General features: G+C 72.9%; 13 protein-coding genes and 1 pseudogene. 4 read left to right on the top strand and 10 right to left on the bottom strand.

The window, feature by feature from the left end:
- Positions 1-24 precede the first annotated feature (24 nt).
- The 6 genes and pseudogenes from BJ979_RS04470 to BJ979_RS04445 all read right to left on the bottom strand — a co-directional run bounded on the left by BJ979_RS04470 (position 25) and on the right by BJ979_RS04445 (position 6,108).
- Positions 25-1,671, bottom strand: coding sequence for a DHA2 family efflux MFS transporter permease subunit (locus BJ979_RS04470; protein ID WP_179565604.1), 1,647 nt, complete (start codon positions 1,669-1,671; stop codon positions 25-27).
- A complete protein-coding gene (locus BJ979_RS04465) occupies positions 1,668-2,255 on the bottom strand; it encodes a PadR family transcriptional regulator (protein ID WP_179565602.1) in 588 nt (195 codons plus the stop codon). The genes BJ979_RS04470 and BJ979_RS04465 overlap by 4 nt, the downstream gene beginning before the upstream one ends.
- Positions 2,256-2,535: 280 nt before the next feature.
- Positions 2,536-2,907, bottom strand: coding sequence for a chorismate mutase (locus BJ979_RS04460; RefSeq protein WP_179565600.1), 372 nt, complete (start codon positions 2,905-2,907; stop codon positions 2,536-2,538).
- A 93-nt stretch (positions 2,908-3,000) separates the two neighbouring features.
- Entirely contained in the window at positions 3,001-4,341 is a 1,341-nt protein-coding gene (locus BJ979_RS04455) for an FtsX-like permease family protein (RefSeq protein ID WP_179565598.1), read from the bottom strand.
- Positions 4,342-4,601: 260 nt separating this feature from the next.
- Positions 4,602-5,273: pseudogene (locus BJ979_RS04450) on the bottom strand (ABC transporter ATP-binding protein); the annotation flags it as partial.
- Positions 5,274-5,469: 196 nt separating this feature from the next.
- The gene (locus BJ979_RS04445) at positions 5,470-6,108 is read right to left on the bottom strand and encodes a hypothetical protein (RefSeq protein WP_179565588.1); all 639 of its coding nucleotides are present in this window, start codon (positions 6,106-6,108) and stop codon (positions 5,470-5,472) included.
- Positions 6,109-6,316: 208 nt separating this feature from the next.
- Here BJ979_RS04445 and BJ979_RS04440 point away from each other — a divergent pair, with 208 nt between their 5' ends.
- On the top strand, positions 6,317-7,177 hold the full coding sequence (locus BJ979_RS04440; protein WP_179565586.1) for an NAD-dependent epimerase/dehydratase family protein: 861 nt from the start codon (positions 6,317-6,319) through the stop codon (positions 7,175-7,177).
- Positions 7,178-7,347: 170 nt separating this feature from the next.
- Here the strand turns inward: BJ979_RS04440 and BJ979_RS04435 are convergent, their stop codons facing one another.
- The 3 genes from BJ979_RS04435 to BJ979_RS04425 all read right to left on the bottom strand — a co-directional run bounded on the left by BJ979_RS04435 (position 7,348) and on the right by BJ979_RS04425 (position 10,311).
- Positions 7,348-7,647 carry a Dabb family protein gene (locus tag BJ979_RS04435; RefSeq protein ID WP_179565584.1) on the bottom strand — a complete coding sequence of 100 codons (300 nt, stop codon included), beginning with the start codon at positions 7,645-7,647 and terminating at the stop codon, positions 7,348-7,350.
- Between the two features lie 281 nt (positions 7,648-7,928).
- Positions 7,929-8,591, bottom strand: a complete 663-nt coding sequence (locus BJ979_RS04430; RefSeq protein WP_179565582.1) for a GNAT family N-acetyltransferase — start codon at positions 8,589-8,591, stop codon at positions 7,929-7,931.
- A gap of 433 nt (positions 8,592-9,024) precedes the next feature.
- Positions 9,025-10,311: an adenylosuccinate synthase gene (locus tag BJ979_RS04425; RefSeq protein WP_179565580.1), complete on the bottom strand. Its 1,287-nt coding sequence runs from the start codon at positions 10,309-10,311 to the stop codon at positions 9,025-9,027.
- 147 nt (positions 10,312-10,458) lie between these two features.
- Here BJ979_RS04425 and BJ979_RS04420 point away from each other — a divergent pair, with 147 nt between their 5' ends.
- Genes BJ979_RS04420 through BJ979_RS04410 form a run of 3 tightly spaced genes read left to right on the top strand, consistent with a single transcriptional unit; the run spans position 10,459 to position 14,218 of the window.
- Positions 10,459-11,214: a TetR family transcriptional regulator gene (locus BJ979_RS04420; protein ID WP_179565578.1), complete on the top strand. Its 756-nt coding sequence runs from the start codon at positions 10,459-10,461 to the stop codon at positions 11,212-11,214.
- Positions 11,211-12,041, top strand: a complete 831-nt coding sequence (locus BJ979_RS04415; RefSeq protein ID WP_179565576.1) for a hypothetical protein — start codon at positions 11,211-11,213, stop codon at positions 12,039-12,041. The genes BJ979_RS04420 and BJ979_RS04415 overlap by 4 nt, the downstream gene beginning before the upstream one ends.
- A gap of 2 nt (positions 12,042-12,043) precedes the next feature.
- Positions 12,044-14,218 (top strand): YhgE/Pip domain-containing protein, encoded by a 2,175-nt coding sequence (locus BJ979_RS04410; RefSeq protein ID WP_179565574.1) that lies wholly within the window; start codon positions 12,044-12,046, stop codon positions 14,216-14,218.
- Positions 14,219-14,327: 109 nt separating this feature from the next.
- Here the strand turns inward: BJ979_RS04410 and BJ979_RS04405 are convergent, their stop codons facing one another.
- On the bottom strand, positions 14,328-15,662 hold the full coding sequence (locus BJ979_RS04405) for a Glu/Leu/Phe/Val family dehydrogenase (RefSeq protein WP_179565572.1): 1,335 nt from the start codon (positions 15,660-15,662) through the stop codon (positions 14,328-14,330).
- Positions 15,663-15,716 lie beyond the last annotated feature (54 nt).

Genomic DNA, 15,716 nt, shown 5'->3' with positions numbered 1-15,716 from the left:
CGCGACCTCACCCGCGCATCCGGCTCACTCCTTGGTCGTGAGGTCGTGCGAGCCGGTCACGGCTTCGACCGCCTCGACCGGGGCCGCTCCGGCGGCGGCCGCACCGGCCCCGCCTACGACCGGCTGACCGGCGGTCTCGATCACGGCATCCGTCAGCGACAGGGATCCCGTCGTGTTGCCGGCGCCCGAGCCCCAGCCCTCGCGGCGCTTCGGCTTGGCGAACCAGACCACGATGATCGCGGCGAGCAGCGCGCCGAAGGCCGGCAGCAGGATCGCCTGCGACATCGCATCCGTGAAGCCCTGCTTCAGCGCCTCGGGCAGGGCGCCCCCGCCGAAGCTGGCCTCGCTGACCTTGCCGCCGCCGGGCATCGCCGGCAGGTTCGCGGCGAGACGCGACTCGATGAGCGCGGCGATCGACGCCGAGCCGATGACCGCGCCGATCTGGCGGGTCGTGTTGAAGACGCCCGAGCCGGCGCCCGCCTGCTGCGGGGCGAGGTTGCGCGTCGCGGTGTTCGAGATCGGCGCCCACATGAAGCCGTTCGCCACACCCATGATCGCGCTGGGGATCAGCAGCCAGGCCCACTGCGTGTCATCCGGCGTGAGCATGCGGGAGTAGAGGAACAGGGATGCCGAGAGCAGCACGGTTCCGATGATCGCGAAGTTGCGCGGGTTCATCGTGTCGAGGCGGCGGCCCACGAAGGGCGCGATCGCGGTCGAGACTACGGCCATCGGCACGAGCATGAGCGCCGACTGCGTGGGCGAGTAGCCGTAGACGATCTGGAAGAAGAACACGAGCGGCAGCGACAGGCAGGTGACGGTGAAGCCGACCGCCGTGATGGCGCCGTTCGCGAGCGAGAAGTTGCGGTCGCGGAACAGCTTCAGCGGCAGCAGCGGCTCCTTGCGGTTGAGCGCCTGCCAGATGACGAACAGGGCGAGCACCACGATGCCGGCGACGATCATCGCCCACTTGACGCCCGTGGCGATCGAGTCGCTGTTGAGCTCCTGGATGCCGAAGACGAGCAGGAACATGCCCGCGCCGCTGAGCACGACGCCGAGGATGTCGAAGCTGTGCTGGTGGGTCTCGAGCTTCGGCACGAAGCGCAGCGCCAGGAAGAATCCGACGACGCCGATGGGCAGGTTGATGAAGAAGATCCACGCCCAGCCGAGGCTGTCGACGAGCACGCCGCCGAGGATCGGGCCGACGAGCGTGGCGACGCCGGCGACCGAGCCCCAGATGCCCATCGCCGCGCCGCGCTTGTCGGGCGGGAAGATGCGGGTGATGACGGCCATCGTCTGCGGCGTCATGAGCGCGGCGCCGAGGCCCTGCGCGATGCGGGCGACGATCAGCATCTCGATGGTGCCGGCGAATCCGCACCAGAGCGACGAGAGCGTGAAGACGACGAGACCGGCGAGGTAGAGGTTCTTCGGTCCGAAGCGGTCACCGAGGCGGCCGGTGATGAGCAGCGGCACCGCGTAGGCGAGCAGATAGGCGCTCGTGACCCAGATGACGGCGTTGATGTCGGTGCCGAGGCCCTCCATGATCTTCGGGTTGGCGACCGAGACGATCGTCGTGTCGATGAGGATCATGAAGAAGCCGACGATCAGCGACCAGAGCGCCGGCCAGGGCTTGGCGACAGGCGGGGCGCCGTGGGCGCCGGGGATGGTGGTCATGGTCTGTTGCTTTCTTTCGTGTGTTCCGGATTCCAGGTGAGGTCGCCGCTCTGGAGGCGGGCGATGGTGGCCTGATGCCACTCGATCTCGGTCTGGAGGAGGGTGATCTTGTAGTCGATGTCGAGCCAGTAGGCCTCGGGCAGTCCCTTGGCCGTGACCGTCTGCCGGCCGACGTGGTAGTCGGCCAGCTCCTGCCGCAGGCCCGCGAGGCGGGCCTCCAAGAGGGTCGCGACCGCATCCGGAGCCAGGTTGTGGCTCTCGCCGATGGCGAGCGGGAAGACGGGGTACTCGTTGACGTACTCGCCGAGCATCGCGCTGAGCCGCGCCTGGAGCGCGACGCTGCCGGCGTCGGTGATCTCGTAGGTCGTGCGCTCGGGGCGGTTGCCCTCGCGCTCGGTGCCGGTCGCGCGCACGTGGCCGCCTCGGGCCAGGCGATCGACGGCGTGGTAGAGGGATCCGGGGCGCACCTTGAGCAGGCGATCCTCCGACCGCTGCATGAGCACCTGGTACATCTCGTAGGGATGCATCGGGCGCTCTTCCAGCAGGCCGAGGGCAGCGACGGCGAGGGGCGTGAGCTCGGACATGGTTCCTCAGACGGGAGCCGGCCGGGTGGTGGGCGGTCGGCTCGGGTGAGCGTGGTGGATGTGGTTGTGCTGCGGGAACAGGCGGATCACTCCGTCAGAACTATTCCACGTGGAATATACGCCGCGGAATAGTTACGGCGCAACTTCTTCTTCGTGAAGCCGCGGTGGCATCCACGTTTCCAGTAGCCGCCGACACGCAGACGACCCCGCCGGGCCGGAGCCGGGCGGGGTCGTCGGGACGTGCGGGGAGCGCGGGTGCGCCGAGCGAGCGCGGCGGCGCTCAGGCCTCCGACTGCAGGCGCTCGTGGTGGTGGATGACCTCGGCCACCACGAAGTTGAACCACTTCTCGGCGAAGGCGGGGTCGAGCTGCGCCGCCAGCGCCAGCTCGCGCAGGCGGGCGATCTGCTTGCGCTCGCGGTCGGGGTCGCTCGGCGGCAGGCCGTGCTTCGCCTTCAGCACGCCGACGTTCTGCGTGAACTTGAAGCGCTCAGCCAGCAGGTGGATCAGCGCCGCGTCGATGTTGTCGATCGAGAGGCGGATGCCCGAGAGCTGCTCGAGCGCGGCGGCGCGGGCCGCCTCGACCTCGCCGCTCTCGGCGCTGCCGGCACCCGAGGTGCCGTCGCTGTCGGGGTTCTGGGCCGCATCCACCATGCCCGCGAGCCTACCGATCGAGCCCGCTTCGCCGCGCGCCGCAGAGGGCGCACGGCGAGGCGGGAAGGTGGGAGAGCCGGTCGTCGATCGCGATCAGGCGGATGCCGCCGCCGGCTCGGTCGAGAGCGCGCGGGCCTGCAGCGGGCGGGTCGCGAGCAGACCGAGCAGCACCAGGCCGACGCCGGCGAGCAGGGCGACCACGATCATCCCCACCGACAGCGGAGCCAGCACGAGCGCGAGCCCGGCGAGCGGCAGCACCACCACGACCGCGGCGACGGCGGCCGTGATCGACGTGGTCAGCAGCGGCACCACGACCGTGCCGAGGCGGGCGCGCTCGATCACGCTCAGCGGCGTTCCGAGGTGGCCGAGGCTGCGGTTCACCTCGATGCGGTCGAGGATCGTCGCGGCCTGCGTCACGCCGACGGCGCACGCGACCATGAGGAAGGTGCCGACGACCGTGACGATCACGCCGGTGCGGATGTCGACGGCGAGCAGCGCATCCTGGTCGCGCAGATCCTCGCCGTTCATGATGTTGAGCAGCGAGGCGCCGGTGCCCGCGAACACCGCGACGAAGCTCGCCGTCGCGCTCGCGCTCACCTGACGCCAGGCGGCCTTCGGCGACTCGAGGATCGCCCGCGCCGCCAGCAGCTTCGCCGGGGTGGATGCGCTGCGCACCCGCCGCCGGGCGACCACGCCGATCAGCCACGGTCCGATCAGGTTCATCAGCGCGAGAGCGCCCGCGAAGGCGGCGCCGGCCATGACGATCATGACCACGACCGAGCCGGCGGCCCCCAGCGCGGAGGAGAGGAACGACGCACCCGCGATGCCGAGCACGCCGATCACGACGGCGATCCAGCCCTGACGCGGGGCGTCGGTGCGCATCCGCACGCCGAGCGGCGACAGCACGACCTTGCGCAGACCGAGCACGGCCGAGGCGATCGCGACCGCGACGACGCCGGCGACGACCGCCACGATGCCCCACGGCGCGACCAGCACGTTGAGGGCGCCGAGCGGATGACCGAGGAAGGGGATGAGGCCGACGAGCGGGGCGACGGCGAGCGAGAGCACGCCCCCGGCAAGGGCTCCGGCGAGCGCGAGGGCGCCCGACTCGAGCACGGCGACGGCGCTGACGGTCGCGGTGCTCGCGCCGAGGAGGCGCAGCGTGGCGAGCCGGTCGTCGCGGCGGCGGGCGGCGAGGCGGGCGGCTGCACCGCCGAGGCTCAGCAGCGGCACGACGAGCAGCGCGAGCGCCACGACCGTGAGCAGCTGGTAGATGAAGCGGATGTCGCCAGGAGCGTTCCACAGCGTCTGCGCGCCGCCGATCACGGTCAACAGCAGCGTCGTCACGACCGCGAAGGCGATGATCGGCAGCAGGGTGAGGCCGAGGCCGGCGCGGCCGGGGCGCGCGAGCATCCAGGTCAGGCGGGCGATCATCGCTGCGACTCCTCGGCGTCGGTGGCGGGGGTGGCCCCGAAATGCGGGCCGGTGTGGTGCGAGCCGGCGCCCGGGTGCTGCACAGGCGGGGTCGCGGCCGGGGTCCAGGGCGCGGTCGCCTCGGGCCAGGTCGCCGGCTCGGCAGGTCCGGCCGGGGTGGGGACGAGGGCGTCAGCCGCGACGGCGGATGTCGCGCCGGTGAACGGCGCGCCCGGCGCGGGAGCCGACCCCGCGACCGGGGCGGCCTGTGCACCCGGTGCGACCGGCGCATCCACGATCCGCCCGTCGCGCATGTGCACCGTGCGGGTGCAGCGGGCGGCGACGTCGGCGTCGTGGGTGACGACCACGAGCGTGCGGCCGTAGTCGGTGACGATGCGCAGCAGCGCATCCATCACCTCGCTCGAGGTGTGCGAGTCGAGGGCTCCGGTCGGCTCGTCGGCGAAGATCACCGGAGCGCCGGTGACGAGGGCGCGAGCGATGGCGACGCGCTGCGCCTGCCCGCCCGAGAGCTGGCCGATGCGGCGCTGCTCGAGACCCGAGAGCCCGAGGTCGGCGAGCCAGCCGAGGGCGTGCTGCTCGGCTTCACGTCGGCCGACGCCGCCGACCATGAGCGAGAGCGCGACGTTCTCGATCGCGGTCAGCTCGGGCACGAGCAGCCCCTGCTGGAACACGAAGCCGAAGGCCTCGCGGCGCAGGCGCGAGCGCTCGCCCTCCGACAGGCCGGCGACCTCGACCGAGCCGCCCGGACCGGCGAAGCGGATGCTGCCCGCATCCGGCGGCACGATGCCGGCCAGGCAGTGCAGCAGCGTCGTCTTGCCCGATCCGGAGGCGCCCATGATCGCGACCGCCTCGCCGCGGCCGACCGCGAGGTCGACGCCGCCGAGGGCGACGGTCTGACCGTAGGTCTTGCTCAGGCCGGAGGCGGCGAGCACCGGATGCGGATCGCCGCCCGGCACGGACGGGCGGTTCGGCGCAGCCGCGGCGGCGCGGTCGGCGAAGGAGGTGGGGGTCTGATCGCTCATGGGTCCCATCCCACGCGGATGCGCGTCGCCGGGCGTCGGCACCAGGGCGGGTTTCGCTCGGTCACGTCATCCCGCGGGCGTCATCCGCCCGGATGACCCCGACGCGTCAGCGCATGGGAGCAGCCGTGAGCGCCCGCGGCCGGTTCATGAGGTGCCCCACCAGCCAGCCGAGCGCCACGACGACGCCGACGAAGGCGGGCGCCGCGACCAGCACGGCGGCGTTCGGCGCGATCACGACCCCGAGCACGGGACCGATCAGCAGCAGCGCGAGCAGCCAGCCCGCACCGCGCACGCCGAAGACCCGGAACACCCCGACCACGATGAGGCCTCCCGCCACGAGCACGGCGAGCGCCGCGGCCATGCGCACGTTCTGCTGCAGCACCCCGCCGAACACGGTGGCGAGCGCCGCGGCGACCACGAGCGCTGCGATCGCGAAGACCCGCCGGCCGAGACCCGCCGGACTGATGAGCAGTCCCGCGAGGATGAGCACGGCGCCGACGACGCCGAGCAGCAGCCAGGTGCGCACGAAACCCGCATCCACCGCGAACTCCCGCGCGACGCCGGGGCCCAGCACGAGCCAGGGCAGCACGACCGTCGAGCCGAGCACGATGACCACGCCCGCCAGCACACGACGCCAGAGCGGTCCGGCGGGGGCGGGGATCGGGCCGCCGCCGTTCGAGCCGGGCGACCCGCTGAAGGCATCCGGCGCCGGGTACGAGCGCGGGGGCTGGGTCGGATCGGTCATCTCGGGGCACCTCCGTCGCACGCCGACCGCGCGTCTGATCGAGCGATTCTCACCGGAAGGCTAGCGAACGCCTGCACGTGCCGGCGGCGCCGGGCTCGGGATGCGACGCTGAGAGACGCGCCGGATGCCGTCGGGGAATCGCGCCTCGCCGCATCCGGTTGGATCGCACGTACGCACGAGTACGCCAGCACGCAACGGAAGGAACCCCATGCGCGTCCTGCTCACCGGAGGCACCGGCCTCATCGGCACCGCCACCCTCGCCGCCCTGCTCGATTCCGGTCACGAGGTGACCGCGATCGTGCGCAGCAACGAGTCCGCGGCGAAGGTCAGCGCGCACGGCGCCACGGCCGTCGTCGGCGACCTCAGCGACAGCACCTGGCTGGCGACGAAGCTGCGCGAGGTCGACGGGGCCATCCACCTCGCCACCGACAACCAGGGCCCGGCCCTCGACGACGCCGTCGTGGATGCGGTCATCGCCGGCTTCGCGGGCACCGACAAGCCCTACGTGCACACCGGCGGCATCTGGGTCTGGGGATCCGGCGCCGACATCAGCGAAGACGACGCCCAGAACCCGCCCGCGATCACCGGGTGGCGCGCCGGACCTGAGGGGCGCATCCTCGGCTCCGACATCAAGGCCACGCTCATCGCGCCCGCCGTCGTCTACGGCCCCGGCGGCACCGGCATCCCGGCTCTGCAGAAGGATGCGCCGCGCGACGCCGACGGCGCGCTGCAGCTGATCGGCTCGGGCGACCAGCACTGGACGACCGTCTCGACCGGCGACCTCGCCGAGCTCTACGTCATCGCGCTCGAGCGCAGCGAGGGCCACACGACCTACATCGGCGCGAGCGGCGAGAACCCGACCGTGCGCGAGATCGGCGAGGCGATCGCCGGACCCGACGGCTCGGTCGTCGCCGGCTCGGTCGAGTCGGCGCGGGAGCGGCTCGGCGAGGCGTTCGCGGATGCGCTGCTGCTCGACCAGCAGGCGCGCGGCTCGAAGGCCCGCAGCGAGCTCGGCTGGGAGCCCAACAGCCGCTCGCTCCTCGCGGAGCTGGCGGCGGCCCGCGGCTGAGGTCGGCCGGGCGCGGCTGAGGCGTCCGCGCGCGGCTGACACGGAACTCTGCGTCGTAACTCAGGAGATCCGGCACCATCCGGGCCAGAACGGCTCGGATGAGGCGGATTCTCCTGAGTTACGTCACCCCGCGGACGGCGTCGATGACGTCAGCGTCGACGACGCCGGCGTCAGAGCGTGAAGTCGATCGCGGCACGCGATGCGACGAGGGTGCCGATGAACTTCGCGACCTCGACGTGCGCCGGGTGGTCGATGTAGGCCTGCAGCCCGGCCGCGTCGTCGAAGTCGGAGTCGATCGCGAAGTCGCCGTTGCGCGGGATGCCGGTCGAGTCGGCCGGAACATCCATGCGCTTGATCTCGGGGATGACGTCCATCAGTCCGACGAGCTTGGCGCGGATCTCGGCCACCTGGTGCGCCTTCTCGGTCGGGTCGTCGGACTTGAGCGTGAAGATCAGCACGTGGCGCAGCATGGGCCGAGCCTACTGAGCGCACGAGGATGCGTGCCCGCGCCGCCCAGTCGAGTGCCATGGCACCGGGGCGCGCAGCATCGACCGCGGGCGGCACCGGGTGCACAGCGTCGGCCGCAGAGACACACCGCGACGTGATGCGGGGCGGCATCGGCGCTGATCCGACATCGTGCGGACGCGCGATCCCGCGCGATCCCGCACGGTCCGACCGCAGGGGCCGGCCGCATGCGGACGCGCGGTGCGGCCCGGTCGGGCCGCCCAGCCGTATGGCTCAGTCAGGCGGCTCAGCTCCGGTCGGCGAGCTCGACCGGAGCCGTGTGGCGGGCGAGGCGCTGCTCGAGGCCGGCGCGCACCGCGGGCCACTCGTCGATGAGGATCGAGTGCACCGCCGTGCCGCTGAAGGTGCCGTCGGCGCGCACGCGATCGCGGCGCAGAACACCTTCGAAGGTGGCGCCGAGCTTGAGGATCGCGGCGCGCGAGCGCTCGTTGGCGCTGTCGGCCTGGATCTTCACGCGCCCGTAGCCGTGCGCGAAGGCGTGCCCGAGCAGCAGCAGCTTCGTCTCGGGGTTGACCGCGGTGCCCCAGACCCGCGGGTCGTAGCCGGTCCAGCCGAGGTGCACCTCCTCGCGGTGCTCGTCGAGGTCGCCGAGCGTCGAGGCGCCGACGATCGTGCCGCCGGCGCTGCCGGCATCCTCGTCCGCGGAGTCGCCCACGAGGCGGACCACGAACTTGCGGGCATCGGCGGCGTTGCCGTAGCCGGTGACCCATTCGCCGAAGGCCGGGCGGTCGGCGGGCAGTCCCGCCGGGCCGCCGCCGTATCCGCCCGCGAACACCTCCGGGTGCGCGAGTGCGGCGAACAGCCCGTCGGTGTGCGCGTCGGCGTCGAAGGGCTCGAGGCGCACGAAGCGGCCGGTCAGCACGGTCGGGGCGGGGCGCGTGGCAGTCACCCGCCCATCCTGGCGAGGGATGCGCCGGGCGCGCCAATCACGCCGCGGTCCACCGCGCATCCGCTGGCCCGGCCGCGCGCGGGCCGGGCGAGGGATGCGCCGGGCGCGCCAATCACGCCGCGGTCCACCGCGCATCCGCTGGCCCGGCCGCGCGCGGGCCCTCGCCGATCCGCGTGGCTCTCTCGCGATACTGGCGAGACGTCGCGTCAGCGCCGCCCGCGACCTCGCCCGCCCCGTTGAGCAGTATCCGCGTGCCCCCTCGGCAGTATCCGCGCACCCCCGGCCGACCAACCTGCGGCAGGTCGCACACGGCACCGGATACTGGCGACATGTCGCAGCAGCGCCGCCCGCGACTTCACCTACCCCGTTGAGCAGTATCCGCGCACCGCCGCTTCAACGCAGCGAGCGCGGATCACGCGCGAGCGCCCGTCGCTCAGTCGAGCAGGTCGTGCCGCACGACGATCGCGTCGCGGCCGGGGCCGACGCCGATCGCCGACATGCGGGATCCGCTGAGGTCCTCGAGCGCGAGCACGTAGTCCTGCGCGGCCTTCGGCAGCTCCTCGAACGAACGGGCGCCCGAGACGTCCTCGCTCCAGCCGGGGAACTCCTCGTAGATCGGCTTCGCGTGGTGGAAGTCGCTCTGGTTCACCGGCAGCTCGTCGTGACGCACGCCATCCACGTCGTAGGCGACGGCGACCGGGATGGTCTCGAGGCCGGTGAGCACATCCAGCTTGGTGAGCACGAAGTCGGTGACGCCGTTGATGCGGGCCGAGTAGCGGGCGATCGGCACGTCGTACCAGCCGGTACGGCGGCGGCGGCCGGTCGTGGTGCCGAACTCGGCGCCGCGGTCGCTGAGGAACTCGCCCCACTCGTCGAAGAGCTCCGTCGGGAACGGGCCGGCGCCGACGCGGGTCGTGTACGCCTTGACGACGGCGATGACGCGGTCGAAGCGGGTCGGCGCGACGCCCGAGCCGGTCGCGGCGCCGCCGCTGGTCGCGTTCGACGAGGTGACGAAGGGGTAGGTGCCGTGGTCGACATCGAGCATCGTCGCCTGGCCGCCCTCGAACAGCACGGTCTTGCCGGCATCCAGCGCCTGGTTCAGCACCAGTCCGGTGTCGGCGACCATCGGCTGCAGGCGGTCGACGTAGCTCAGCAGGTCGTCGATGACCTCGTTCGCCTCGATCGCGCGGCGGTTGTAGACCTTGACCAGCAGGTGGTTCTTCTGGTCGAGGGCGCCTTCGACCTTCTGGCGCAGGATGTTCTCGTCGAAGAGGTCCTGGATGCGGATGCCGACGCGGTTGATCTTGTCGGCGTACGCGGGGCCGATGCCGCGGCCGGTGGTGCCGATCTGGCGCTTGCCGAGGAAGCGCTCGGTGACCTTGTCGACCGTGCGGTGGTAGTGCGTGATGACGTGCGCGTTGGCGCTGACGAGCAGCTTCGACACATCCACGCCGCGGGTCGCGAGGGCCTCGAGCTCCTGGAACAGCACCTCGATGTCGACGACGACGCCGTTGGCGATGACGGGCGTGACGCCGGGTGTGAGGATGCCGCTGGGCAGCAGGTGCAGCGCGTACTTCTCGTCGCCGACCACGACCGTGTGGCCGGCGTTGTTGCCGCCGTTGAACTTGACGACGTAGTCGGTGCGGCTGCCGAGCAGGTCCGTCGCCTTGCCCTTGCCTTCGTCACCCCACTGAGCGCCGATGAGCACGATTCCGGGCATGCCGATCTCCCATTCCGTTCGTGAGGGATTACACCCCACCGTACCAATGAGTGCGTTTCGACCCTGTGACGTGACGTCCAGGTGGATGCGCGCCGCACATCCACACGTTAACTTGCACAACGGTGTGCAAGTTCGTACGATGGGGGCGTGAGAGAGAACCGAGCCCCGCGCCGCGACGCGGCCGCCAACCGCGAGGCGCTGCTCGACGCCGCGCGTGTGCTGCTCAACCGCGAGCCGAACGCCTCGCTCGAGGCCATCGCCGCAGAGGCGGGCCTGACCCGCCGCACGATCTACGGGCACTTCCCCAACCGCGATGCGCTGCTCGACGCCCTCGCGCAGCGCGGCAGCGAGCGCGTGGTCGCCGCGATGGACGGCATCGACGAGACCGACCCGATCCGCCGCCTCGCCCTCATCGCCGTGCGCGCCTGGGACGAGATCGCCGGCGTGCGGACCATGGCCATCACGACCGTGCGGGGACCGCGCGCCGAGATCGTCGATGCCGCCCTCACCCCGTTGCGCGTGCGCATCGCGGCCGCGCTCGAGGAGGGCGCCGCCGCCGGACGCCTGCGCGACGACATCCCCGCCGCCCTGCTCGCGCGCCTCGTGGAGGACGCCGCTCTGTCGGTCTTCGCCGCGAGCGTGCGCGAGGGCCTCTCCGACGCCGCGAGCCGGCGCCTCGCCGCCTCGCTCGCGCTGACCGCCGCCGGGCTCGGCTGGCGCGACGCCGCCGCGCTCATCGACGGCGACCCCGAGCTCGTGGCCGCGCCCGACCGCGTCGACCCGCTGTGGCCCGCGACGCAGGCGATCGACCTGGTGCCGGCCGAGGAGGCCGTCAAGCTGGATGCGGAGGCGGCCGGACACGGCACCGCCGACGACGCGCTGGATGCGGAGGTCTCGCGATGAGGATCACCGCCCGCCGCCTCGCCCTCGGCGAGGGCCTGGCCGCCGCCGTTCCCGCGATGGATGTCGTCGCCGAGACCAGCGCCGCGCAACCCGCCGCTCCGATCGCGCTCGCCGTCGAGACCGCCGAGCGCCCGCAGCTGCTCTCGCTGCTGCTCGGGGGGCGCCTCAAGCCGACCGCCGGCGAGGTGCTCATCGACGGCTCGGATGACACCGCCGAGCTGCGCCGCCGCGTCGCCCTCGTCGACACCCCCGGCACGAGCGAGCCGAGTCCCGGCGTCGCCCTGCGCACGGTCGTGGCCGAGGAGCTCGCCTTCGCCGGAGCGCCGTCGTCGCGACGGGCGGTGGATGCGGTGCTCACCAAGCACGGCCTCGCCGACCACGCGCGCGTGCCGCTGCGGGCGGTGCCGGCGGCGCCGCGCATCCGCCTGCTCAGCGAGCTCGCGCTGCTGCGCGACGGCATCGAGGCGCTCGTCATCACCTCGCCCGAGCGCCACGGCGGCGACCCGCGCGGCTGGTTCGGCGAGGTTCGGCAGGTCGCCGCGCGCGGTGTGCTGACGATCGTCGTGACCGACGAGGCGACGGCGGCGCTGCTGCGCGCGGCCGGCGCGAGCGACGGGTCCGCGCCCGCCGCGCATCCGGAGCCGGAGCCGGCCGCACCCGCACCCGCACCCGCACCCGCACCCGCACCCGCACCCGCACCCGCCGCATCCACGACCCCCGAGGCGCTCTCCGCCTCCCCCACCGCCGACGACGAAGCCGGCTCCACCGCAACCGCGAGCGCGACGGCCGACCCGGCCGCCGCACGTCCCGCCGCTCAGGAGCACTGACGATGTCCACCTTCTTCCGCACGATCACGACGAGCGTGCGCGCCGAGTTCGCGCGCCTCGTGTCGAGCCGCATGGCCGTGCTCGCCCTCGTGGCGCTCATGACCATCCCGGTCGTCTACGGCGGCCTGTACCTCTGGGGCAACAAGGACCCCTACGGCTCGCTCGACAAGGTGCCCGCCGCGATCGTGGTCGCCGACGAGGGCGCGAAGGTCGACGGCGAGCAGCAGAACTACGGCCGCGAGGCGGCGAAGACCCTGCTCGACGGCAAGAAGTTCGCCTGGCACGAGGTCAGCGCGGTCGCCGCGAGCCGCGGGGTGAAGAACGGCACCTACGATTTCGCGGTCGAGTTCCCGGCCGACTTCAGCTCGCGCATCGCCTCCGCGTCGGGGGATGCGCCGGCGCCGGCCCGCCTCGGACTCATCACGAGCGACACCAACAGCTACCTCTCGTCGACGATCGCGACGCAGGCGACGACGACCGTGCGCGCGGCGATCGTCGAGAAGGTCGGGCGCGCGGCGACGCTGCAGCTGCTCGATGGCGTGCAGTCGCTGCGCGACGGCCTCTCGGATGCCGCGGACGGCGCCCAGCAGCTCAGCGACGGAGCGCACACCGCATCCGACGGCGCGACGAAGCTCGCCTCCGGCGCGAGCGAGGTGGATGCGGGGGCCGGCAGGCTCACGGCGGGTGCGCAGACCGCATCCGACGGAGCATCGAAGCTGGCCGACGGGGCCGCGAGCGCGTCGTCCGGTGCGGCGAAGCTCGCCGACGGCGCGGCCGCGACCGCGTCCGGCGCGCAGGCGGTGTCGACCGGCATCGGCACGATCGCCGACAAGCTCGCCCTCGTGAGCACGGGGCTCGCCGAGCTGACCGCGAAGACCGCGGAGCTGCCGACCGCTGCGGCCGCCCTCGCCCAGGGCACCGGCTTCGTCGCCGGGCAGGTGACGACCCTGCACGGCACCGCGACCGATGCCCAGACGCGGCTGGCCGCGGCGCTCGCGAGCTCGACCATCAGCGACGCCGACAAGGCCGAGCTGACGCGCCTGGTCGCGGCGCTCGCAGACGACACGGCCACCGGTTCGCCGCTGCAGACCGCCACGGCGGGCGCCGCCGCCGGCGCCGCCGATCTCTCGGCCGCCGCCCCGGCGCTGAAGAAGGCCGTCTCCGACGCCTCGGCCGGCGCCGCGGCGCTCGCCTCCGGTGCGCAGACCGCGAAGTCCGGCTCGGCCCAGGTGGCCGACGGGGCTTCGCAGGTGTCGACCGGCGCATCCGCGCTGAAGGACGGCACGGCGCAGCTCGCGACCGGCGCGACCGCGCTGAAGTCGGGCACCGCCCAGCTCGCGAGCGGCGCGAGTACTCTGAAGACGGGCACGGGTCAGCTCGCGAGCGGAGCATCCGACCTCGCCGACGGCACGACCAAGCTCGCCGACGGCGCCGACACCCTGCACGGCAAGCTCGTCGACGGCGTCGCGCAGACCCCGTCGAAGACGGATGCCCAGCGCGCCGCCGCGGCGAAGGCCGTCGCCGATCCGGTGAACGTGAAGCGCACCTCGCAGACCGAGGCCGAGAACTACGGCGCCGGGCTCGCGCCGTTCTTCATCAGCCTAGCCGCGTGGATCGGCATCTACGCGCTCTTCCTGCTCGTGCGTCCGCTGTCGCGGCGCGCGCTGACGGCGGTGCGGCGTCCGGTCTCGACCGCGCTCGCAGGCTGGGCGACGCCCGCGCTGCTCGGCGTCGTGCAGATGGTCGGGCTGTTCCTGGTGCTCGCCGGCCCGCTGGGACTGAAGATGGCGCATCCGGTCGAGCTGCTCGGCTTCATGGCGCTCGTCACGGTCACCTACGCGGCGATCGTGATGGCGCTGAACGTGTGGCTCGGCAGCGTCGGGCAGTTCCTCGGACTCGTGCTCATGGTCGTGCAGCTCGTCACCGCCGGCGGCACCTTCCCCTGGCAGACGCTGCCCGCGCCGCTCGCCGCCCTGCACCAGGCGCTGCCGATGTCGCACGCCGTGGACGGCATCCGGGCACTGCTCTACGGCGGCGGTGCGGCCGGGCTCTCGAGCGCGCTGCTCACCCTGGTGATCTGGCTGGTCGTGGCGCTGGCGCTGTCGATCGCGGGCGCCGCGAAGCAGTCGCGCTTCCGCACGCTGCGCGAGCTGCGCCCCTCGCCGATCGGCGGCTGACCCGCCGACTGACCGGGCACCCGGCACTCGGCTTCTCAGCAGCATCCGTCGCGTCCGCCACTTCGATGGCACAACGAACGGATGCTGCTGAGATACGGAAAGCGGCGGATCAGGGGTAGAGGCCCCGCAGCTTGTGGGCTTCGGCGACGCGCTGCACCGCGAGCGCGGTGGCCGCGGTGCGCAGGGTCAGGTCGTGGCGGCGGGCGTGGTCGGCCACGTTCATCCACGCCTCGCTCATGCGCGACGCGAGCCGGTCTTCGACCTCCTGCGCGCCCCAGCGGTAGGCCTGATTGGCCTGCACCCACTCGAAGTACGACACGAGCACGCCGCCGGCGTTGGCGAGGATGTCGGGCACGACGAGCACACCCGAGGCGTTGAGGATGCGGTCGGCCTCGCCGGTGGTCGGGCCGTTCGCGCCCTCGACGATGACCTTCGCGCGCACGTCGGCGGCGTTGCCGCCGTGCAGCACGCCCTCGACGGCGGCGGGCACGAGCAGGTCGACGTCGAGCGTGAGCAGCTCGGCCGCGTCGAGCTCGTCGGCACCGGAGGAGCTGCCGCCGAAGCCGACGACCGAGCCGGTGCGGTCGACGTGCTCGGCGAGCGCGGGGATGTCGAGCCCGGTCGAGGCGTACACGGCGCCGTACTGGTCGCTCACCGCGACGACCTTCGCACCCGCCTCGGCGAGGAACTGCGCCGCACCCCGCCCGACCTTGCCGAAGCCCTGCACGGCCGCCGTCGCACCCGACGGGGTGATGCCGACCGAGCGCAGCGCCGCATCCGCCACGTGCACGACGCCGCGGCTGGTCGCGCTCGGGCGGCCGAGCGAGCCGCCGAGGCTGAGCGGCTTGCCGGTGACGACGCCGGGCACGGTATGACCGCGGGCGACCGAGAAGGTGTCCATGATCCACGCCATGGTCTGCTCGTCAGTGCCGATGTCGGGGGCCGGGATGTCCTGCTGCGGCCCGATGATCGGCAGGATCTCGCTCGTGTAGCGGCGGGTGACGCGCTCGAGCTCGGGGGTGCTCAGCGCGCGCGGGTCGACGGCGACGCCGCCCTTCGCGCCGCCGTAGGGCACGTCGAGCAGGGCGCACTTCCACGTCATCCACATCGCCAGCGCCCGCACCTCGTCGAGGTCGACGTTCGGGGCGTAGCGCAGTCCGCCCTTCGCGGGCCCGCGCGAGATGTTGTGCTGCACGCGGTGGCCGGTGAGCACCTCGATGCGTCCGTCGTCGTGCCGCAGCGGGATGCTCACGGTCATCTCGCGGCGCGAGGTCGCGAGCATCGCGTGGGTGCCCTCGTCGTAGCCGAGCAGCTCGATGGCGGCGGCCAGCTGGGCGCGCGCGTCGACGAGCGGGGAGGGATGCGCGGGTGCCGCGGCAGCGGCGACGGTCGGGGTGGATGCTGACGTGCCGGTGGCGAGGGACGGCTCGACGGTGAGGCTCATGCCGTCGAGGCTAGGAGCGCCCGCGCGCGGGATCCCCTGCCGTTTCGGCATGGC

This window comes from Schumannella luteola, assembly GCF_013408685.1.
GTDB lineage: Bacteria > Actinomycetota > Actinomycetes > Actinomycetales > Microbacteriaceae > Schumannella > Schumannella luteola.
Note: the sequence above shows the minus strand (reverse complement) of the source record. Positions and strands in the feature narration are given on the sequence as shown.

Bases quoted from the DNA above. Each gene is read 5' to 3' on its own strand.
- BJ979_RS04410 (WP_179565574.1), top strand. From the start codon at position 12,044: ATGTCCACCTTCTTCCGCACGATCACGACGAGCGTGCGCGCCGAGTTC.
- BJ979_RS04470 (WP_179565604.1), bottom strand. From the start codon at position 1,671: ATGACCACCATCCCCGGCGCCCACGGCGCCCCGCCTGTCGCCAAGCCC.
- BJ979_RS04460 (WP_179565600.1), bottom strand. From the start codon at position 2,907: ATGGTGGATGCGGCCCAGAACCCCGACAGCGACGGCACCTCGGGTGCC.
- BJ979_RS04455 (WP_179565598.1), bottom strand. From the start codon at position 4,341: ATGATCGCCCGCCTGACCTGGATGCTCGCGCGCCCCGGCCGCGCCGGC.
- BJ979_RS04405 (WP_179565572.1), bottom strand. From the start codon at position 15,662: ATGAGCCTCACCGTCGAGCCGTCCCTCGCCACCGGCACGTCAGCATCC.
- BJ979_RS04440 (WP_179565586.1), top strand. From the start codon at position 6,317: ATGCGCGTCCTGCTCACCGGAGGCACCGGCCTCATCGGCACCGCCACC.
- BJ979_RS04425 (WP_179565580.1), bottom strand. From the start codon at position 10,311: ATGCCCGGAATCGTGCTCATCGGCGCTCAGTGGGGTGACGAAGGCAAG.
- BJ979_RS04465 (WP_179565602.1), bottom strand. From the start codon at position 2,255: ATGTCCGAGCTCACGCCCCTCGCCGTCGCTGCCCTCGGCCTGCTGGAA.
- BJ979_RS04415 (WP_179565576.1), top strand. From the start codon at position 11,211: ATGAGGATCACCGCCCGCCGCCTCGCCCTCGGCGAGGGCCTGGCCGCC.
- BJ979_RS04435 (WP_179565584.1), bottom strand. From the start codon at position 7,647: ATGCTGCGCCACGTGCTGATCTTCACGCTCAAGTCCGACGACCCGACC.
- BJ979_RS04445 (WP_179565588.1), bottom strand. From the start codon at position 6,108: ATGACCGATCCGACCCAGCCCCCGCGCTCGTACCCGGCGCCGGATGCC.